The following is a 15,484-nucleotide window of genomic DNA, read 5'->3' as shown; positions in this document are numbered from 1 at the left end:
TTGCCGGCTAGATTTGTCTGCATGGAGTATTTGCTCTAAACTGTTACATCTTGTTAACAATTGTTTGCGGTAAGCTATGAAGATCCATCAGTTGGAAGGCTATATTCAGAATGTTTTTTTGATTGAGTATCCGAACAAGTTGCTGTTGCTGGATGGTTGTTGCCGCGCTGATGTTGCAATGCTTAGGCGTTTTATTTGTGAACAGTTAGCACGACCACTTAGCCAACTAAAGTTGGTGATGGTAAGCCATATGCACCCGGATCATGCCGGCGGGGCCAGTTACCTGCAGCGTCGCTACCAGCTTTCTATTGCAGGTGCAGAGCACCCCGGCGAGTGGTATCAAGGTATTGCTGGAAGGTGTAATCACTTAGTGGATTTAGCCTTAGCGCATTATGTTGCGAAGCGGCATCGGCGGGCTAAAGCCAATTTGTGGTATTCGCCCAAACTCAACTTTACCCATCGGCTTAAAGATGGTCAGAGCTTACCGGGGTTTGAAGACTGGCAAGTGTTGTTTACTCCGGGCCATACCGACCGTGACTTATCGCTTTATCACCCAGCGACTAAAACCTTGTATGTGGCCGACTGTATATTGCGGGTTAAAGGAAAGTTGATTTGTCCCTTTCCGATCAGCAGTCCTCGTCAATATCGAGGCTCAATTGAAAGGTTTAGCCAGCTACAAGTTGATAATTACTTATTGGCTCATGGCGAGGGCGGCAAGATTAGCCAAGCAGAACTCCAACAGTTGCAGCAACTATGTCCTGAACAGGCTACCAGCTATAAAGGCTTTCTTGGTGAACTGCTGCGCAAGCGCTTAACTGCTTAACTGAGTAGGGCAAAGTGTTAACTGTACGTCTTGTTGTTTAAGGATTTCGCTGATGTCTTGTGGCACTGGTCGATCGGTATACAAGTGGTCAATTTGCGCGATATTGCCAATGTTAATCATCGCGTTACGGCCAAACTTACTGTGGTCTGCGGCAAGAATAACGTTGCGAGAACTGGCAATAATGGCCTGAGTCACCCTTACTTCATGGTAGTCAAAGTCTAGTAGCGAACCATCTAAATCAATGCCGCTCACCGTTACTATCCCATAATCTAGGCGAAATTGTTTTATGAAGTCGATGGTGGCTTCACCCACTATGCCGCCATCTTTATTACGCAACGCGCCGCCGGCCATAATCACATTAAAGTCGTCTTTAACCATAAGTAGTGATGCAACATGAATATTGTTGGTGATAATGCGTAAATCGCGGTGCTCCAATAATGCTCTTGCAATCGTTTCGGCGGTGGTACCAATATCCAAAAACAGCGATGCGCCATTAGGAATTTGCTCGGCAATTTTCTGAGCAATGCTTTCTTTTTCAAGATGTTGTTTGATCTTTCTACTGGAATAAGAGTCGTTCACTACGCTACTCGATAGTAACGAAGCACCACCATGGTGGCGGTGAATCAGCTTCTGTTCGGCCAATACATTAAGGTCGCGGCGAATGGTTTGCGGGCTTACATTAAGTGATTCTACTAATTCTTCGGTAGCCACAAAGCCTTGGGTTTTTATCACCTGCAAGATTTGTTGATGGCGTTGAGTCTGCTTCACAACTGGGTTTCTCTTATTGGTATACATTTTATAGCGCAGTCATAAGTCTACTTAAAATGCAGTTTTTGTCACGGTTAACAAAGCGATACCGCAAACTGCATCGCAGCTTTTTAGAGAAATTGCTGAAATGAAATTAAAGTTTTGTCACGCTTTGGTTGAAAAAAATGTTCTAAAATGTTCGTTTTCGAGCATAATAGACATAAATGCTAATCTGGAACCGTAATATCAATGGACACCGCACGATATATAGTTGCCCTTGATCAGGGCACAACAAGCTCAAGAGCGATTATTTTTAACCAAGACTCTGAAATTGTTGGCAGCGTACAGCGCGAATTTAGCCAGTTTTTCCCAAAATCAGGTTGGGTAGAGCACAATCCCATGGAGATATGGGCTAGCCAAAGTGCATCTTTAACCGAGGTTTTGGCAAAAACCGGTATCCGCAGTGACCAAATTGCTGCGATTGGCATTACCAACCAGCGAGAAACCACCATTGTTTGGGACAAAAACACTGGCCAGCCTATTTATAATGCCATTGTCTGGCAGTGTCGCCGCACCACTAAGTTATGTGAAGAGCTAAAAGAGCAAGGCTGGGAAGAGTACATTCAAGATACTACAGGGCTAATCTTAGATGCCTACTTTTCTGGCTCAAAGCTAAAGTGGATTTTAGATAATGTAGAAGGCGCACGCGAAAAAGCCGAAGCGGGTGATTTGCTGTTTGGCACGGTAGATAGCTGGTTAGTTTGGAAGCTTACTAACGGGCGAGTGCATGTCACCGACTATACCAATGCCTCTCGCACCATGATGTTTAACATTCATACCTTGCAATGGGATGACAAGTTGTTAGATATGCTGGGCGTGCCTAAACAAATGCTGCCAGAAGTGAAAGCCTGTTCGGAAATCTACGGCCAAACCAATATTGGCGGTAAAGGTGGAACGCGTATTCCTATCGCCGGTATCGCTGGTGACCAACAAGCGGCGCTATTTGGTCAGCAGTGTTATCGCAAAGGCATGGCAAAAAACACCTACGGCACCGGCTGCTTTTTATTGATGAATACTGGCGAAGTACCGGTTAAATCAACCCATGGTTTGCTCACCACTATCGCTTTTTCTTTAGATGGCAAGGTTAATTACGCCCTAGAAGGTAGTGTATTTATGGGCGGTGCTACCATTCAATGGTTGCGCGACGAGATGGGATTGATTCGCGATGCCTCCGATACCCAATATTTTGCCTCTAAGGTAGATGATACCAACGGGGTATACTTAGTGCCTGCTTTTGTAGGTTTAGGTGCACCTTACTGGGACCCTTATGCACGCGGTACCATTGTAGGGTTAACCCGTGGTGCTAACCGTAACCATATTATTCGTGCGGCGCTTGAATCGATTGCTTATCAAAGCCGAGACTTATTAGAAGCCATGCAAGCCGATGCCGGGATTTCGCTAAAACAATTGCGAGTAGACGGCGGCGCAGTAGCCAATGATTTTTTATTGCAGTTTCAAGCCGATGCACTGGGCACTGAAGTGGTACGCCCCTCACTGATTGAATCCACCGCCTTAGGCGCCGCTTATTTAGCTGGCTTAGCGGTGGGTTACTGGGATAGTGTAGCAAGCTTGACTGAGAGTCATACCCCTGATCGTTGCTTCTCTCCCGATGGTGATGAGGCGAAACGAGAACGTTTATATAAAGGTTGGAAGCGTGCGGTTGATTGTAGCCGAGGCTGGTACGACAAAGAGCTAGACGACTAATCATTTTTAGGGTGTATATTGGCAAAGCCGCTAAGCAGTAGCGGCTTTCTTGTGCCTGCTGCTAAAGTTTATATGTTGATTCTCAGTAAATGCCTAGCTTCTGCGAAAAATGATGAGCTTAGCGTAATTCATTGCTAATGTTTAAGAGACTTAATGGGGAATAATGCTGGAGGAAGTAGGTGACCAATAGTTCCTTTGAGACACTAGATTTAAATTTATTAAAAGTGTTTGTGGTGTTGGCGCAAGAGCTTAATACTCGCCGCACTGCCGAACGTATGAATGTTAGTCAGCCAGCGATTAGTCGCAGCTTACAAAAACTGCGAGAGCATTTTGCAGATGAGCTTTTTGTACGTGCTCAACATGGGCTTATTGCTACCCCAAAAGCCGAACAATTGTCGCTAAGCGTGCCAAGCATTTTAGCCGAGCTTGCCAATGTTGTTGATCACCATAATGACTTTGATCCCGCCAAGTTAGAGGGCATTTTAAAAGTTGCCATGCATCCTATGCTGTTAGCATCGGTGGCTAAGCGCTTGTTTGTTGCACTCCAGCAATATGCGCCCGATTTACGCTTGCAAGTGGCGACTTGGGGCGCCGATACTTGCGAGTTAATTCAGCGCGGGCAAATTGATTTTGGCTTGTGTTTATTGCCAGTCGAAGGTTCGAAAGAGCTTGTGCAACGCCGTTTATGGCGCCAGCCAATCTATGTTTATGCGCGCGAAGCTCATCCTATTGCCGATACCATTGTTACTCCGCAAGATTTTGAACATTACTCTACTGCTTTAATTCATGTTCCAGGTTGGAGTCCTGCTCGCACCGAGGCGGAAAAGTTTCTGGCTGCCTATGGTGTAGAGGTGACTATTGGTTATCGTTCCGAACTGCCGGGGTCGATTATGGATGTATTGCGGGTGAGTGATTTAATTTACCCCAGCGTAACCTATTACCCACCAGAAGATATTCCTGGCATTAGGCAATTACAGTTAAGCGAAGCGTTTAGAAGCTTGGCGCTTAAATATGATGCTGGTTATGTATTCCACTACCGCAATCGACAAAATCCTTTGTACCTATGGTTACAGGAGATTTTGGTGGAAGAGTGTCGCGATGAGATATTTAGCATTACTTAGCAGCGTGTCTCATCCAATTAAGCTTGGACGAATTGCTCACGGCTCGTTAGCCAATGGTTAGTTGAGGGTGCAATGGCGACTGGCGATTGCTGTAAAGCTATTTAGCCAGTCGCATTGGACTATATATCATTGCGTGGTCTCGCGCTCAATCGGCGATGTTAGATTTGGCTAAGCCAGTTTGCTTGGTGCCAAGTCGTTTATTAGGGCCTTTAGTTTTGATGTTGCACAGGGCAATCACCAAGCGAAGCACACAGTTTTAGTTAAGTACGTTATAACCTCTGCCCACCATACAGTTTCTCATCACGCCTTGTTGTTCTTCAGTATACTCTTGCTCTGCGTGATGTTTTTGAGAGCTATGTTTTAGTACGCCGCCAATCAAGCCAATACCTGCACCCACTTTTGCACCTTTAGAGCCACTGCCACCGGCAATTGCCCCACCGGCTGCGCCTAGCGCTGCACCTTTTGCGGTAGAGCCCAGCATATCTCGACCTAAAGAGTCTGTTTGGGTGTGGTCGACTTGTTGTGATAATGCCTGACACTCATACATGTCTGCATGATACTTCTCAGTATCTACATTTTGTGTATCAACAATGATGTTGGCAAAGCTAGGAGCAGATAATGAAAGAAGTAGAGTAGCGACTAAGCATTTATTTTTAACGTACATAACAAGCACCTTTTGATGTAAGACAATAATTAAGTGTGTTAAGCATAATTGAACTTTTTGGTGTCTCACACTCAAGTATGAAGGATGAAGTCCTACGTAGGTATTATTTAGTAATGGTGTTGGCAACAATGATATAGGGGCACGAAAGCTTAAAGCTTGGGATTTGTGACGAATTTAGAGAGATGTGAAGCACAAAATGGCATTAGGCAATTACAGTTAAGCGAAGCGTTTAGAAGCTTGGCGCTTAAATATGATGCTGGTTATGTATTCCACTACCGCAATCGACAAAATCCTTTGTACCTATGGTTACAGGAGATTTTGGTGGAAGAGTGTCGCGATGAGATATTTAGCATTACTTAGCAGCGTGTCTCATCCAATTAAGCTTGGACGAATTGCTCACGGCTCGTTAGCCAATGGTTAGTTGAGGGTGCAATGGCGACTGGCGATTGCTGTAAAGCTATTTAGCCAGTCGCATTGGACTATATATCATTGCGTGGTCTCGCGCTTAATCGGCGATGTTAGATTTGGCTAAGCCAGTTTGCTTGGTGCCAAGTCGTTTATTAGGGCCTTTAGTTTTGATGTTGCACAGGGCAATCACCAAGCAAAGCACGCAGTTTTAGTTAAGTACGTTATAACCTCTGCCCACCATACAATTTCTCATCACGCCTTGTTGTTCTTCAGTATACTCTTGCTCTGCGTGATGTTTTTGAGAGCTATGTTTTAGTACGCCGCCAATCAAGCCAATACCTGCACCCACTTTTGCACCTTTAGAGCCACTGCTACCGGCAATTGCCCCACCGGCTGCGCCTAGCGCTGCACCTTTTGCGGTAGAGCCCAGCATATCTCGACCTAAAGAGTCTGTTTGGGTGTGGTCGACTTGTTGTGATAATGCCTGACACTCATACATGTCTGCATGATACTTCTCAGTATCTACATTTTGTGTATCAACAATGATGTTGGCAAAGCTAGGAGCAGATAATGAAAGAAGTAGAGTAGCGACTAAGCATTTATTTTTAACGTACATAACAAGCACCTTTTGATGTAAGACAATAATTAAGTGTGTTAAGCATAATTGAACTTTTTGGTGTCTCACACTCGAGTATGAAGGATGAAGTCCTACGTAGGTATTAAGTAACGGTGTGAGCAGCAGTGATATAGGGAGTTAACAAAGTTTTTCATTCAGCTAAGCTTGCGCGAATTGCTCGCGGCCGGCTAACCAACGGTCAATTAAAGGTTCAATAGCAACCGGTGTTTGCTGAAGAAGTTGTTTAGCCAGGCGCTGCGCTTCACCTATCATTGCTTGGTCTCGTACTAAATCGGCAATTTTAAATTCTGCTAAACCGGTTTGCTTGGTGCCAAGTAGTTCGCCAGGGCCTCTAATTTCCATATCGCGTTGGGCAATTACAAAACCGTCGGTGCTGTCGCGCAATACACTTAAACGAGAACTGGCGGTTTTAGACAAGGGGCTGTGGTACATCAATACGCAGTGGCTTTCCACTTGGCCTCGACCGACCCTGCCACGTAGCTGGTGGAGCTGAGCTAAACCTAAACGTTCGGGGTTTTCTATAATCATTAAACTGGCGTTAGGTACATCCACACCCACCTCGATTACGGTGGTAGCCACCAGTAAATCAAGCTGATGGTTTTTGAACTGCTCCATTACCCACTGCTTTTCTTGCGGTTTCATGCGGCCATGCACTAAACCAATGCGTAAATCGGGTAATTGTTTCTGTAAAGTATCGGCGGTGTCTTCGGCTGCTTGGCACTGCAGGACTTCTGATTCTTCAATTAAAGTGCAAACCCAATAAGCTTGGCGCCCGTCGTTATGGCAAGCCTGATACACCCGTTCGATCACTTGCTCACGACGGGTATCGGGCAGGGCCACGGTTTTAATTGGGGTTCTGCCCGGTGGCAGCTCATCAATAATCGACAGCTCTAAATCGGCATAGGCCGTCATCGCCAAGGTGCGAGGGATAGGGGTAGCCGTCATAATTAACTGATGCGGTAGAGTAGAGCTGCCATCTACAGCGGCGCCTTTTTCCCGCAAGGCCATGCGTTGATGCACCCCAAAGCGGTGCTGCTCGTCGATAATCACTAAGGCGAGTTTGGCAAATTGTACTTGCTCTTGGAAAATGGCATGAGTGCCCACTACCATTTGCGCTTCGCCGTTGGCTATGCGCTCCATAGCTTCGTTGCGAGCTTTGCCCTTTTGTTTGCCAGCAAGCCAATCAACTTTAATACCTAGGGGTTCGAACCATTTGGCAAAGTTAAGCGCATGCTGCTCGGCCAATATTTCGGTGGGAGCCATCAGTGCCACTTGATAACCATTAGCTAAGGCCTGCAAAGCCGCCATGGCTGCAACTAAGGTTTTGCCGCTGCCTACATCACCTTGTACCAAACGCATCATGGCATGTGGCTGCTGGGTATCGCTTTTAATTTCGGCCACCACCCGTTGTTGGGCATTGGTTGGTTTAAAGGGGAGCTGGGCCAAAAATTGCTGTTCTAAGTCACTGGCAAGCGGTAAAGCAATGGCCGCTTGGCGCTGTTGCTCTTGGCGTAGCTTTAACATGCTGAGCTGGTGGGCGGCTAATTCTTCTAATACCAAACGCTGCTGGGCAGGATGTCGGCCTTCTTCTAACAAGCTGAGCTCGGTATCTGGATCGGGGCGATGCAACTGCATTAAGGCTTGGTTAAGATCTAAACCATGGGGGCGTAATGCGGGTGGTAGCCAATCTACCAAGGGGTATTGTTCTAACAACTTAAAAGCTTGCTCGCTGAGCTTACGCAAATTGAGCTGCTTTAAACCCTCGGTAGTGGGATAAACCGGGGTAAGCTTTTCATCCATTAAGGGTGCACTAGGATCGGCAACAATGCTGTATTCCGGATGGATCATTTCCCAACCATGTTTACCGCGCTTGGCTTCGCCAAAGCAACGCATCCATTTACCTTGTTGCATGGCTGCTTTTTGGCCGTTATTAAAGTTGAAAAAGCGCAGGGTAATACTGCCGCTGCCATCGCTGATGCGACACGTTAGCATGCGCCGACGGGCATGAATGGTTTCTACCTTGGTAATTTCACCATGTACCGAAACATGCGCACCGTGCAGTAAATCGTTAATTGGCCATACGCGAGTGCGGTCTTCATAACGCAGGGGTAAGTGCAGCAGCAAGTCGCCGACATTTCGAATATGTAGGCGCAGGAGCTTTTCGGCAAGTTTGTCACCCACTCCTTTAAGGGCGGTGATGGGTAGGCTGCTTAATTCCACTTAAACCACTGTAATTATGATCATGTAATAAGAGTATATATGAATTTTTCGGCTATTATTACTAATCAAGGGTTTAACTGTAGTTGGGGCGAGAAATGTTAAGGTTTCTTTGTAATATAGGTTTAGCTTTGCTGTTAGCGATTGGCGCTATAGAAGCCTGCATGGCGGAGCAATCCGCGCGCCCAGCACCGCTACACAAACCCGAGCAACCCATAGAGCGGCCAATCCCTAGCCATCCTATTGAACGCCCAATTCGACCTATTTACCCAATTCGCCCGCCTGCTCAGTTACCCCATCGTTGGCAAGGTGCAAGAACCTACTACTGGGTTGCTCCAAGTGATTTGTGGCAACCAGAAGCATTAAAGCCAGAGCAAGTGATAGAGCTAGAAATTGAAGCCGACGACCGAGCCGAATTATTGCTTATTGATGGCCGCGATAAAGTGGTATTTGATGGCTGGTTAGGAATGGGCGATCTGCGCACTTGGCAGGTAATGCACCCAGCATCCTTGTACTTTTCCCAAATCGAGGGTTTTAGCTTAAAACTTAATGGTAGCGAGATTGATTTGTCGGGCTATCCGCAAGATCAACCCTTGTCGTTAACCCTAGCGCCACAAGCCGAGTAGGCCTGGTTAACTTGTTCGCTATAGGTTCAAATTTGTAGCCGCTTCACGTATTATCTAGGCCTTTAGTGGCAGCACTGCTGCATTGTAATTTCACCCATCGAATTCAAAGGTATAAATTTGTTATGGCCAAGTTATCGCTGCAAGAGCAGATGCTTAAAGCTGGTTTAGTTGACAAGAAAAAAGCCAAAAAAGTAGGCAAAACCAATAAAAAATCACGCACCTTGGCCAAGGAAGTAAAAGCAGCAGCCGAGCAAGCCAAGCTTAACCAACAACAACGTGACGCCGAGTTAGCTCAGCAACAAAATGCTGAAAAAGCCAAAAAAGCCGTTGCCGCTCAAATCAAGCAATTGATTGAGATGAACATGTTAGACAGAAAGCGCGGCGAAGAAGCTTACAACTTCACCCATGAAGGCCTAATTAAAAAGATTTATGTTACCGAAGAACTGCGCAAGCAGCTTAGTAACGGCCGCTTAGCCATTGTTACTCTGGGCGAAGCTTATGAAGTAGTCCCTACGATTGTGGCGGAAAAAATCGCCCAACGTGACGAAAGCGTAGTTGTGCTAATTAACGACCCAAGCCAAGATGTGATTGATGAAGACGACCCGTATGCTGATTATCAAATCCCAGATGATTTGATGTGGTAATGGGCTGTTAGTTTGAGAAGAAACCGCTAATTAGCGGTTTTTTTGTATTTGTAAGCTTCCTCTTCTCGTTAATTATTTTGCTTGCTAGGCACTTTGTGGGTTCAGGTTTTGGCTTGGCGGCGATACCCTTTTCTTTGTGCGGCCAAAGAAAAGTGTACAAAAGAAAGGCCGCCCCGCATTCCCTTGAATCATGCGTTTCTCATAAATCAACGCGCCTACGGAAACTCGCTGCGCTCAAACAGTCCTCGGCTTATTCGTTAATTTACTGCGATACTCGGCGGCGATGATGGTGTATTGAAAGCAGAGCTGTGAGCTTGTGTTTATATTCGTTTCATTTGAACCACTGCTTGGTGTTGGTTCAGGTTTCGCCTTGCCGGCGATACCCTTTTCTTTGCTTGGCCAAAGAAAAGGGTACAAAAGAAAGGCCACCCGCATCTCCTTACATCCTCCGTTGCTCGTTAACAAGGGCACCTTCGGAAACTCGCTACGCTCAAACAGTCCTCGGTTTAATCCCTTGATTACTCCGCTACTCGGCGGAGATGATGGTTCTGAAGAGCAAAGAGTGGGAGTGTTAAGTTTTTTCTGTTTATCTAGCTAGCTGCGCTCTTGATCTTCCTTCCCCCTCATCATCGCCGAGTAGCGCAAGCGAGCTGCGGGTATAGGCAAAACCTGTTTGAGCGTAGCGAGTTGTTTTGACGCCGCAGTGAGTGAGCAACGCAGGAAGAAGATGATGCTGGGGCAGCCTTTCTTTTTCCTTAGTTAAGCTTTAGCTGTTTGAAGCTTAAGGAAGTCGCCGTCAGGGCGAAATCCGCAACCGAAGCTGGGTAAAAAGCCAAATAAGTAGGGGCGTATTCAGTTGTAAAGAATTCTATAACTGTTATTAGTTTTTGTTAGTTTATTTTTAACTCTCACTTTGAGAAGTCGCCTTTTGACCAACTTTTCTAAAAACATGTAATGTGTCTTAAGAATTAGAGGTGTTAGGTAACTGATTAAATGAATGAGCTATATCGTTATAGAAGCTACAGCGAAAATACGATCAGGGAGTTGATAGAGAGTGAACTTTGGCATTCTCATGTTCGCCTCCTCAATGATCCCTTTGAGCATCCGTTTGAGTTTGATTGGAATGAGTTTAAGATCGAGAAACTACCCGAAATCAATGAGCACCTTAAATTACTATCTCATAATCAGCTGATGTCATTATATATTCAACAGGAAGAAAATCGGGTTTTGGATTCTTACAAGAAATTTATTAAGACCCAACTTGAGGACCTAGGGAAAAATGCGACTGGAACTTTTATTTGTTGTTTTAGTGGCGCTTGCGATGAGCCGTTGATGTGGTCTCATTATGCGAATGGTATGACAGGCCTTTGTTTTATCTATGATAAAGCAGAGTTATCTAACCATGAGAAAATAAGCCTAAATCAAATTGACTATAACAAAAGAGTTAAAAAGATCACATACAGAGATTTAAACGCATCAGTGACAGAGCGAGCTAAGCAATTCAGCTTCACGAAAGGTAAAATGATGAATCAGGTTTTTGCTAAAACTGAATTATTTAATTTTAACTTTACATATCAAAAGCATATTCGCTGGAATTATGAAGCTGAGATTCGTAGTGTTCTATTTGCTGAAAGTGATGAAGAAAATGCTAAGTCAGGAGTAGTTGAAACTGTTTCTGATAAAGCTCTAATTGGTGTGATTATTGGTTCTAGAATGGATAAAACTAATCGAAAAGTTATCGCTACCCTCTGTAAGGAGCGAGGGATACCAATACATGTTGCTGCTCCCAACAAGAAAGATTACTCAGTAAATATTTATCGCGATGTTGATGACCCTGTTAATTTTGAAGAAAGTTGATGTCACTGCGATATAGAAGATACAAAAAAGCCGCTCAATGAGCGGCTTTCATCATCAACACATCATTTGCTTAGATATGAGAAAGGATCTTCTGAACCGTTTCTTTAGCATCACCAAACAACATGTCTGTATTTTCTTTAAAGAACAATGGGTTTTGAACACCAGCATAACCAGTGGCCATTGAACGTTTAAATACAATCACGTTTTTCGCATCCCATACCTCAAGTACTGGCATACCGGCAATTGGGCTGCCTGGCTCTTTAGCTGCAGGGTTAACCGTGTCGTTAGCACCAATTACTAGTACTACGTCGGTAGAGGCGAAGTCTTCGTTAATCTCGTCCATTTCCATTACGATGTCGTAAGGTACTTTGGCCTCGGCTAACAATACGTTCATGTGGCCAGGTAAGCGACCTGCTACTGGGTGAATAGCAAAACGTACGTTTACGCCTTTATCACGCAGCTTTTTGGTAATTTCGGCTACTGGATACTGGGCTTGCGCAACCGCCATGCCGTAACCAGGTGCGATAATTACTTCGTTAGCATCTTTTAGCATCTCGGCGACTTCTTCAGCCTGTACTTCGGTATGTTCGCCTTGGTCTGCATCGCTGGCTATTACCGTGCCACCTTCGCTACCAAAACCACCTAAGATTACGCTGATGAACGAGCGGTTCATTGCTTTACACATGATGTAAGACAGAATCGCACCCGAGCTACCTACTAGTGCACCAGTTACAATTAGCAAGTCGTTGCCTAGCATGAAACCTGCCGCTGCTGCTGCCCAACCAGAGTATGAGTTAAGCATCGATACAACCACTGGCATATCGGCGCCGCCGATTGCAGATACTAGGTTGTAACCAAATACAAAGGCGATAAAGGTCATGATAACCAGTGGCCACATAGAGCCGCTGTCCATGAATATACTGCCTAGGTAGATTGATACTACAATCATGGCTAAGTTTAACCAGTGAGCGCCTGGTAGGGCTTTAGGGGCACTGCTAATAAGGCCGCGAAGTTTGCCAAAGGCGACTACCGAACCGGTGAAGGTTACAGCACCAATAAAGATACCTAGGAATACTTCTACGTCGTGAATAGATTTTGCTACTGGATCAATTAAGCCAGTAACTGAATCAATTAACGAGCCGTGGTCGATAGCACTTGAGAAACCAACCAATACCGCTGCCATACCTACAAAACTGTGCAAAATAGCAACCAGCTCTGGCATTTCGGTCATTTCAACTTTAAGGGCTAAACGGATACCAATAGCGGCACCAATACCCATGGCTAGGGTAATAATCCAGCTACCGCCGGTTACTTGGGTGCTAGCTAATGTGGCGAGTACGGCGATAACCATACCGATGATGCCAAAGATGTTACCGCGCTGGGCGGTTTCTTGTTTACTTAGGCCGGCTAGGCTGAAGATAAACAATAGGGCAGCGATTAAATACGCTGCAGAAACTATACCTTGAGACATGTGACTATTTCTCCTTAGTCGTCTTTACGGAACATTTTCAGCATCCGCTGAGTCACAGTAAAACCACCGGCGATATTAATAGTGGCGATAAGCACGGCGATACCCGAGAGCAGTAGTACTACCCAGGAAGTGTCGGCTTTCATCTGCACTAAGGCGCCCACAATAATAATGCCGCTAATGGCGTTGGTTACACTCATTAATGGAGTGTGCAAGGCATGTGTTACGTTCCAAACTACGTAGTAACCCACTACACAAGCCAGCAAGAACACAGTGAAGTGCTGTACAAAGTCTGCTGGTGCTGCGTCGGCTACCCAAGCAAAAGCGGCTGCACCGGCTGCTGCTAGCGCTGGTTTTAGCCAAGGCTTGCTTGGTTTTTCTTGTTCCACTGGAGCCGGTTCTGCAGCAGGCGCTTTGGCTTGAGGCTGAGCACTTACTTGAATTGCTGGTGGTGGGAAAGTGATTTCGCCATCTTTAACCGAGGCTACGCCACGTAAAACTTCGTCTTCGAAGTCGATGTTGATTTCGCCATTTTTCTCTGGGCTAAGCAACTTAAGTAGGTTTACTAAGTTGGTGCCGTAAAGTTGGCTAGCTTGAGCAGGCAAACGGCGAGAAATATCGGTTAAGCCAATAATGGTGACGTCGTGTTTAACAGCAATCTTGCCTGGCTCGGTTAACTCACAGTTACCGCCAGTGGCTGCTGCTAAATCAACAATTACGCTACCTGGCTTCATTAATTCAACCATGTCGGCCAAAATTAGCTTAGGTGCTGGGCGGCCTGGAATTAATGCGGTGGTAATAATGATGTCTACGTCTTTGGCTTGTTCGCGGAACAAGGCCATTTCGGCTTCAATAAAGGCTGCGCTCATTTCCTTGGCGTAGCCGTCACCGCTGCCAGTATCTTCTTCTTCGTAATCAAGCTCTAGGAACTCGGCGCCCATAGAGTTAATTTGTTCTTTTACTTCTGGGCGAGTATCAAAGGCGCGAACAATGGCACCTAAGCTACCAGCGGTACCAATGGCTGCCAAACCGGCTACACCTGCACCAATTACCAATACTTTAGCGGGTGGTACCTTACCTGCGGCTGTAATTTGACCGGTAAAGAAACGGCCAAAGTGGTTAGCTGCTTCTACCACTGCGCGGTAGCCGTCTACGTTGGCTAGCGAGCTACGAGCGTCTAAAGATTGAGCACGAGAAATCCGTGGCACCATGTCCATGGCTAATAAGTTAACCTTGGCTGCTTTAAATTTTTCAAGTAATTCTGGATTTTGTGCAGGCCATGCAAAACTGGCTACCGTTGCGCCTTCCTTTATAAGAGAAAGTTCGTCGGTGGTGTTGTCGCTTCCGTCTAGTGGAGCGTTAACCTTAAAGATGAGGTCAGCTTGAAATGCTTGCTCTTTGCTTACAATTTCTGCGCCTGCTTCGCTATAAGCATCATCATTAAAGCTGGCTGCTGTTCCTGCACCGCTTTCCACTGCCACAGAGAAGCCTAGTTTAAGCAACTGCTCTACGGTTTTTGGGGTGGCGGCTACCCGGCTCTCCTGGTCGAAGATCTCCTTAGGTATTCCGATTTGCATAGTGTGTTCCTGCTAATGGTTGTTATGTTGAGTTGCTGTGTTGGCAACACGTCGCTGCATATTAAATGTTTGTTAGCTACTGCATGTTAGCTAATTTTTCGCATTTGGTGTGTATGAAAGAAAACTACGGCCTAACAGTCAAGTAACTTCGCACAAAAGTATCGCTTATTTCCATTGGTCAAACCAATTTGTAAAGTTTATCGGTGTGATAGGTTACGCCTAGGTTGAACAAAGTTAGCAAAATGTAAATCGCCACCTGTGTAAAAACTTAGTAGTGGCATGGAAATAGCAGGAATTCATTAGCTCTACTACTCTTTAATAAAGGTGCTTTAATTATATTGTTAGGGTGCAAGAGGCTAACTAAACCAAAAGAGGAAGTAGTTAACTAATACTTATGGTGCGTTGGAGGTTGTTATGGGTATTGCATTATCGTTAATGATTGCAGTATTGGTGTGGGCAAACATGGTTCAGGCAAAACCTACATTGGCACTTGATTTTAGTGTTGAGAATGAGCTCGAACAACCTCAAGCTGCTAACGATTTATTTAATGATATTAACTGGTTACAAGAGCAACATTTTAGTGCGCTAAGCACTAATCGTAATCAAGTTCCCACGAATACTACAGAGCAATCTAAGTTTTTACGTTACCAGCAAGTGCCGCAATGGCGCGCTAATTGGCGTGGTGGTGTGCGTTGGCAAGCGCAGGGTAATTTACTGTTTCGCGTCAAAGGTAACCGTTTGTCGAGCCACTTAACCTTATCGAACAAAATTTTGTGTGCAATTTGCAAAACGCAAATCGATACCACTGTTTGGAAAGATGGCCACGTGCAACTGCAACTTAAATCTTACTTTGAATAATCCAGCGCTGAGTATAGGATGCCAATAAGCCCTTGGTTATTTGCTTTGTGCTGCCATTGGCGGTGTAATAGCG

The 15,484-nt window shown here is 45.4% G+C and carries 14 protein-coding genes; 8 read left to right on the top strand and 6 right to left on the bottom strand.

Annotation, left to right across the window (positions count from 1 at the left end; all coding sequences use genetic code 11):
* Positions 1-76 precede the first annotated feature (76 nt).
* Positions 77-823 carry an MBL fold metallo-hydrolase gene (locus K5L93_RS08810; RefSeq protein ID WP_220719372.1) on the top strand — a complete coding sequence of 249 codons (747 nt, stop codon included), beginning with the start codon at positions 77-79 and terminating at the stop codon, positions 821-823.
* On the opposite strand, the gene K5L93_RS08805 is transcribed toward K5L93_RS08810, so the two are convergent.
* Complete coding sequence (locus K5L93_RS08805) at positions 812-1,591, bottom strand: DeoR/GlpR family transcriptional regulator (RefSeq protein WP_246615022.1); 780 nt, start codon at positions 1,589-1,591, stop codon at positions 812-814. The two genes, K5L93_RS08810 and K5L93_RS08805, sit on opposite strands and share 12 nt — an antisense overlap.
* Before the next feature lie 228 nt (positions 1,592-1,819).
* On the opposite strand from K5L93_RS08805, the gene glpK reads away from it, so the two are divergent.
* Entirely contained in the window at positions 1,820-3,334 is a 1,515-nt protein-coding gene (gene glpK / locus K5L93_RS08800) for a glycerol kinase GlpK (protein ID WP_220719370.1), read from the top strand.
* 179 nt (positions 3,335-3,513) lie between these two features.
* Positions 3,514-4,455: a LysR family transcriptional regulator gene (locus K5L93_RS08795; RefSeq protein WP_220719368.1), complete on the top strand. Its 942-nt coding sequence runs from the start codon at positions 3,514-3,516 to the stop codon at positions 4,453-4,455.
* A gap of 256 nt (positions 4,456-4,711) precedes the next feature.
* On the opposite strand, the gene K5L93_RS08790 is transcribed toward K5L93_RS08795, so the two are convergent.
* The gene (locus tag K5L93_RS08790) at positions 4,712-5,119 is read right to left on the bottom strand and encodes a glycine zipper family protein (protein ID WP_220719366.1); all 408 of its coding nucleotides are present in this window, start codon (positions 5,117-5,119) and stop codon (positions 4,712-4,714) included.
* Positions 5,120-5,284: 165 nt separating this feature from the next.
* Here K5L93_RS08790 and K5L93_RS08785 point away from each other — a divergent pair, with 165 nt between their 5' ends.
* The gene (locus K5L93_RS08785) at positions 5,285-5,479 is read left to right on the top strand and encodes a hypothetical protein (protein WP_220719364.1); all 195 of its coding nucleotides are present in this window, start codon (positions 5,285-5,287) and stop codon (positions 5,477-5,479) included.
* A gap of 256 nt (positions 5,480-5,735) precedes the next feature.
* On the opposite strand, the gene K5L93_RS08780 is transcribed toward K5L93_RS08785, so the two are convergent.
* Together K5L93_RS08780 and recG are read right to left on the bottom strand one after the other, a co-directional pair.
* Positions 5,736-6,143, bottom strand: coding sequence for a glycine zipper family protein (locus K5L93_RS08780; protein WP_220719363.1), 408 nt, complete (start codon positions 6,141-6,143; stop codon positions 5,736-5,738).
* Between the two features lie 159 nt (positions 6,144-6,302).
* A complete protein-coding gene (recG, locus tag K5L93_RS08775; RefSeq protein WP_220719362.1) occupies positions 6,303-8,384 on the bottom strand; it encodes an ATP-dependent DNA helicase RecG in 2,082 nt (693 codons plus the stop codon).
* Positions 8,385-8,479: 95 nt separating this feature from the next.
* On the opposite strand from recG, the gene K5L93_RS08770 reads away from it, so the two are divergent.
* The 3 genes from K5L93_RS08770 (at position 8,480) to K5L93_RS08760 (ending at position 11,508) form a co-directional block, all read left to right on the top strand.
* On the top strand, positions 8,480-9,007 hold the full coding sequence (locus tag K5L93_RS08770; protein WP_220719361.1) for a RodZ domain-containing protein: 528 nt from the start codon (positions 8,480-8,482) through the stop codon (positions 9,005-9,007).
* 122 nt (positions 9,008-9,129) lie between these two features.
* Complete coding sequence (locus K5L93_RS08765; RefSeq protein WP_220719360.1) at positions 9,130-9,651, top strand: DUF2058 domain-containing protein; 522 nt, start codon at positions 9,130-9,132, stop codon at positions 9,649-9,651.
* Between the two features lie 993 nt (positions 9,652-10,644).
* The gene (locus K5L93_RS08760; RefSeq protein WP_220719359.1) at positions 10,645-11,508 is read left to right on the top strand and encodes a DUF2971 domain-containing protein; all 864 of its coding nucleotides are present in this window, start codon (positions 10,645-10,647) and stop codon (positions 11,506-11,508) included.
* Positions 11,509-11,578: 70 nt separating this feature from the next.
* On the opposite strand, the gene pntB is transcribed toward K5L93_RS08760, so the two are convergent.
* On the bottom strand, positions 11,579-12,979 hold the full coding sequence (pntB, locus tag K5L93_RS08755; protein WP_220719358.1) for a Re/Si-specific NAD(P)(+) transhydrogenase subunit beta: 1,401 nt from the start codon (positions 12,977-12,979) through the stop codon (positions 11,579-11,581).
* A 14-nt stretch (positions 12,980-12,993) separates the two neighbouring features.
* Positions 12,994-14,553 (bottom strand): Re/Si-specific NAD(P)(+) transhydrogenase subunit alpha, encoded by a 1,560-nt coding sequence (locus K5L93_RS08750; protein WP_220719357.1) that lies wholly within the window; start codon positions 14,551-14,553, stop codon positions 12,994-12,996.
* A gap of 414 nt (positions 14,554-14,967) precedes the next feature.
* Between K5L93_RS08750 and K5L93_RS08745 the strand changes: the two genes are divergently transcribed.
* Positions 14,968-15,411, top strand: coding sequence for a hypothetical protein (locus K5L93_RS08745; protein WP_220719356.1), 444 nt, complete (start codon positions 14,968-14,970; stop codon positions 15,409-15,411).
* Positions 15,412-15,484: the final 73 nt, after the last annotated feature.

This window comes from Agarivorans litoreus, assembly GCF_019649015.1.
Taxonomy (GTDB): domain Bacteria; phylum Pseudomonadota; class Gammaproteobacteria; order Enterobacterales; family Celerinatantimonadaceae; genus Agarivorans; species Agarivorans litoreus.
This window is presented reverse-complemented; position numbering and strand designations above follow the sequence as displayed.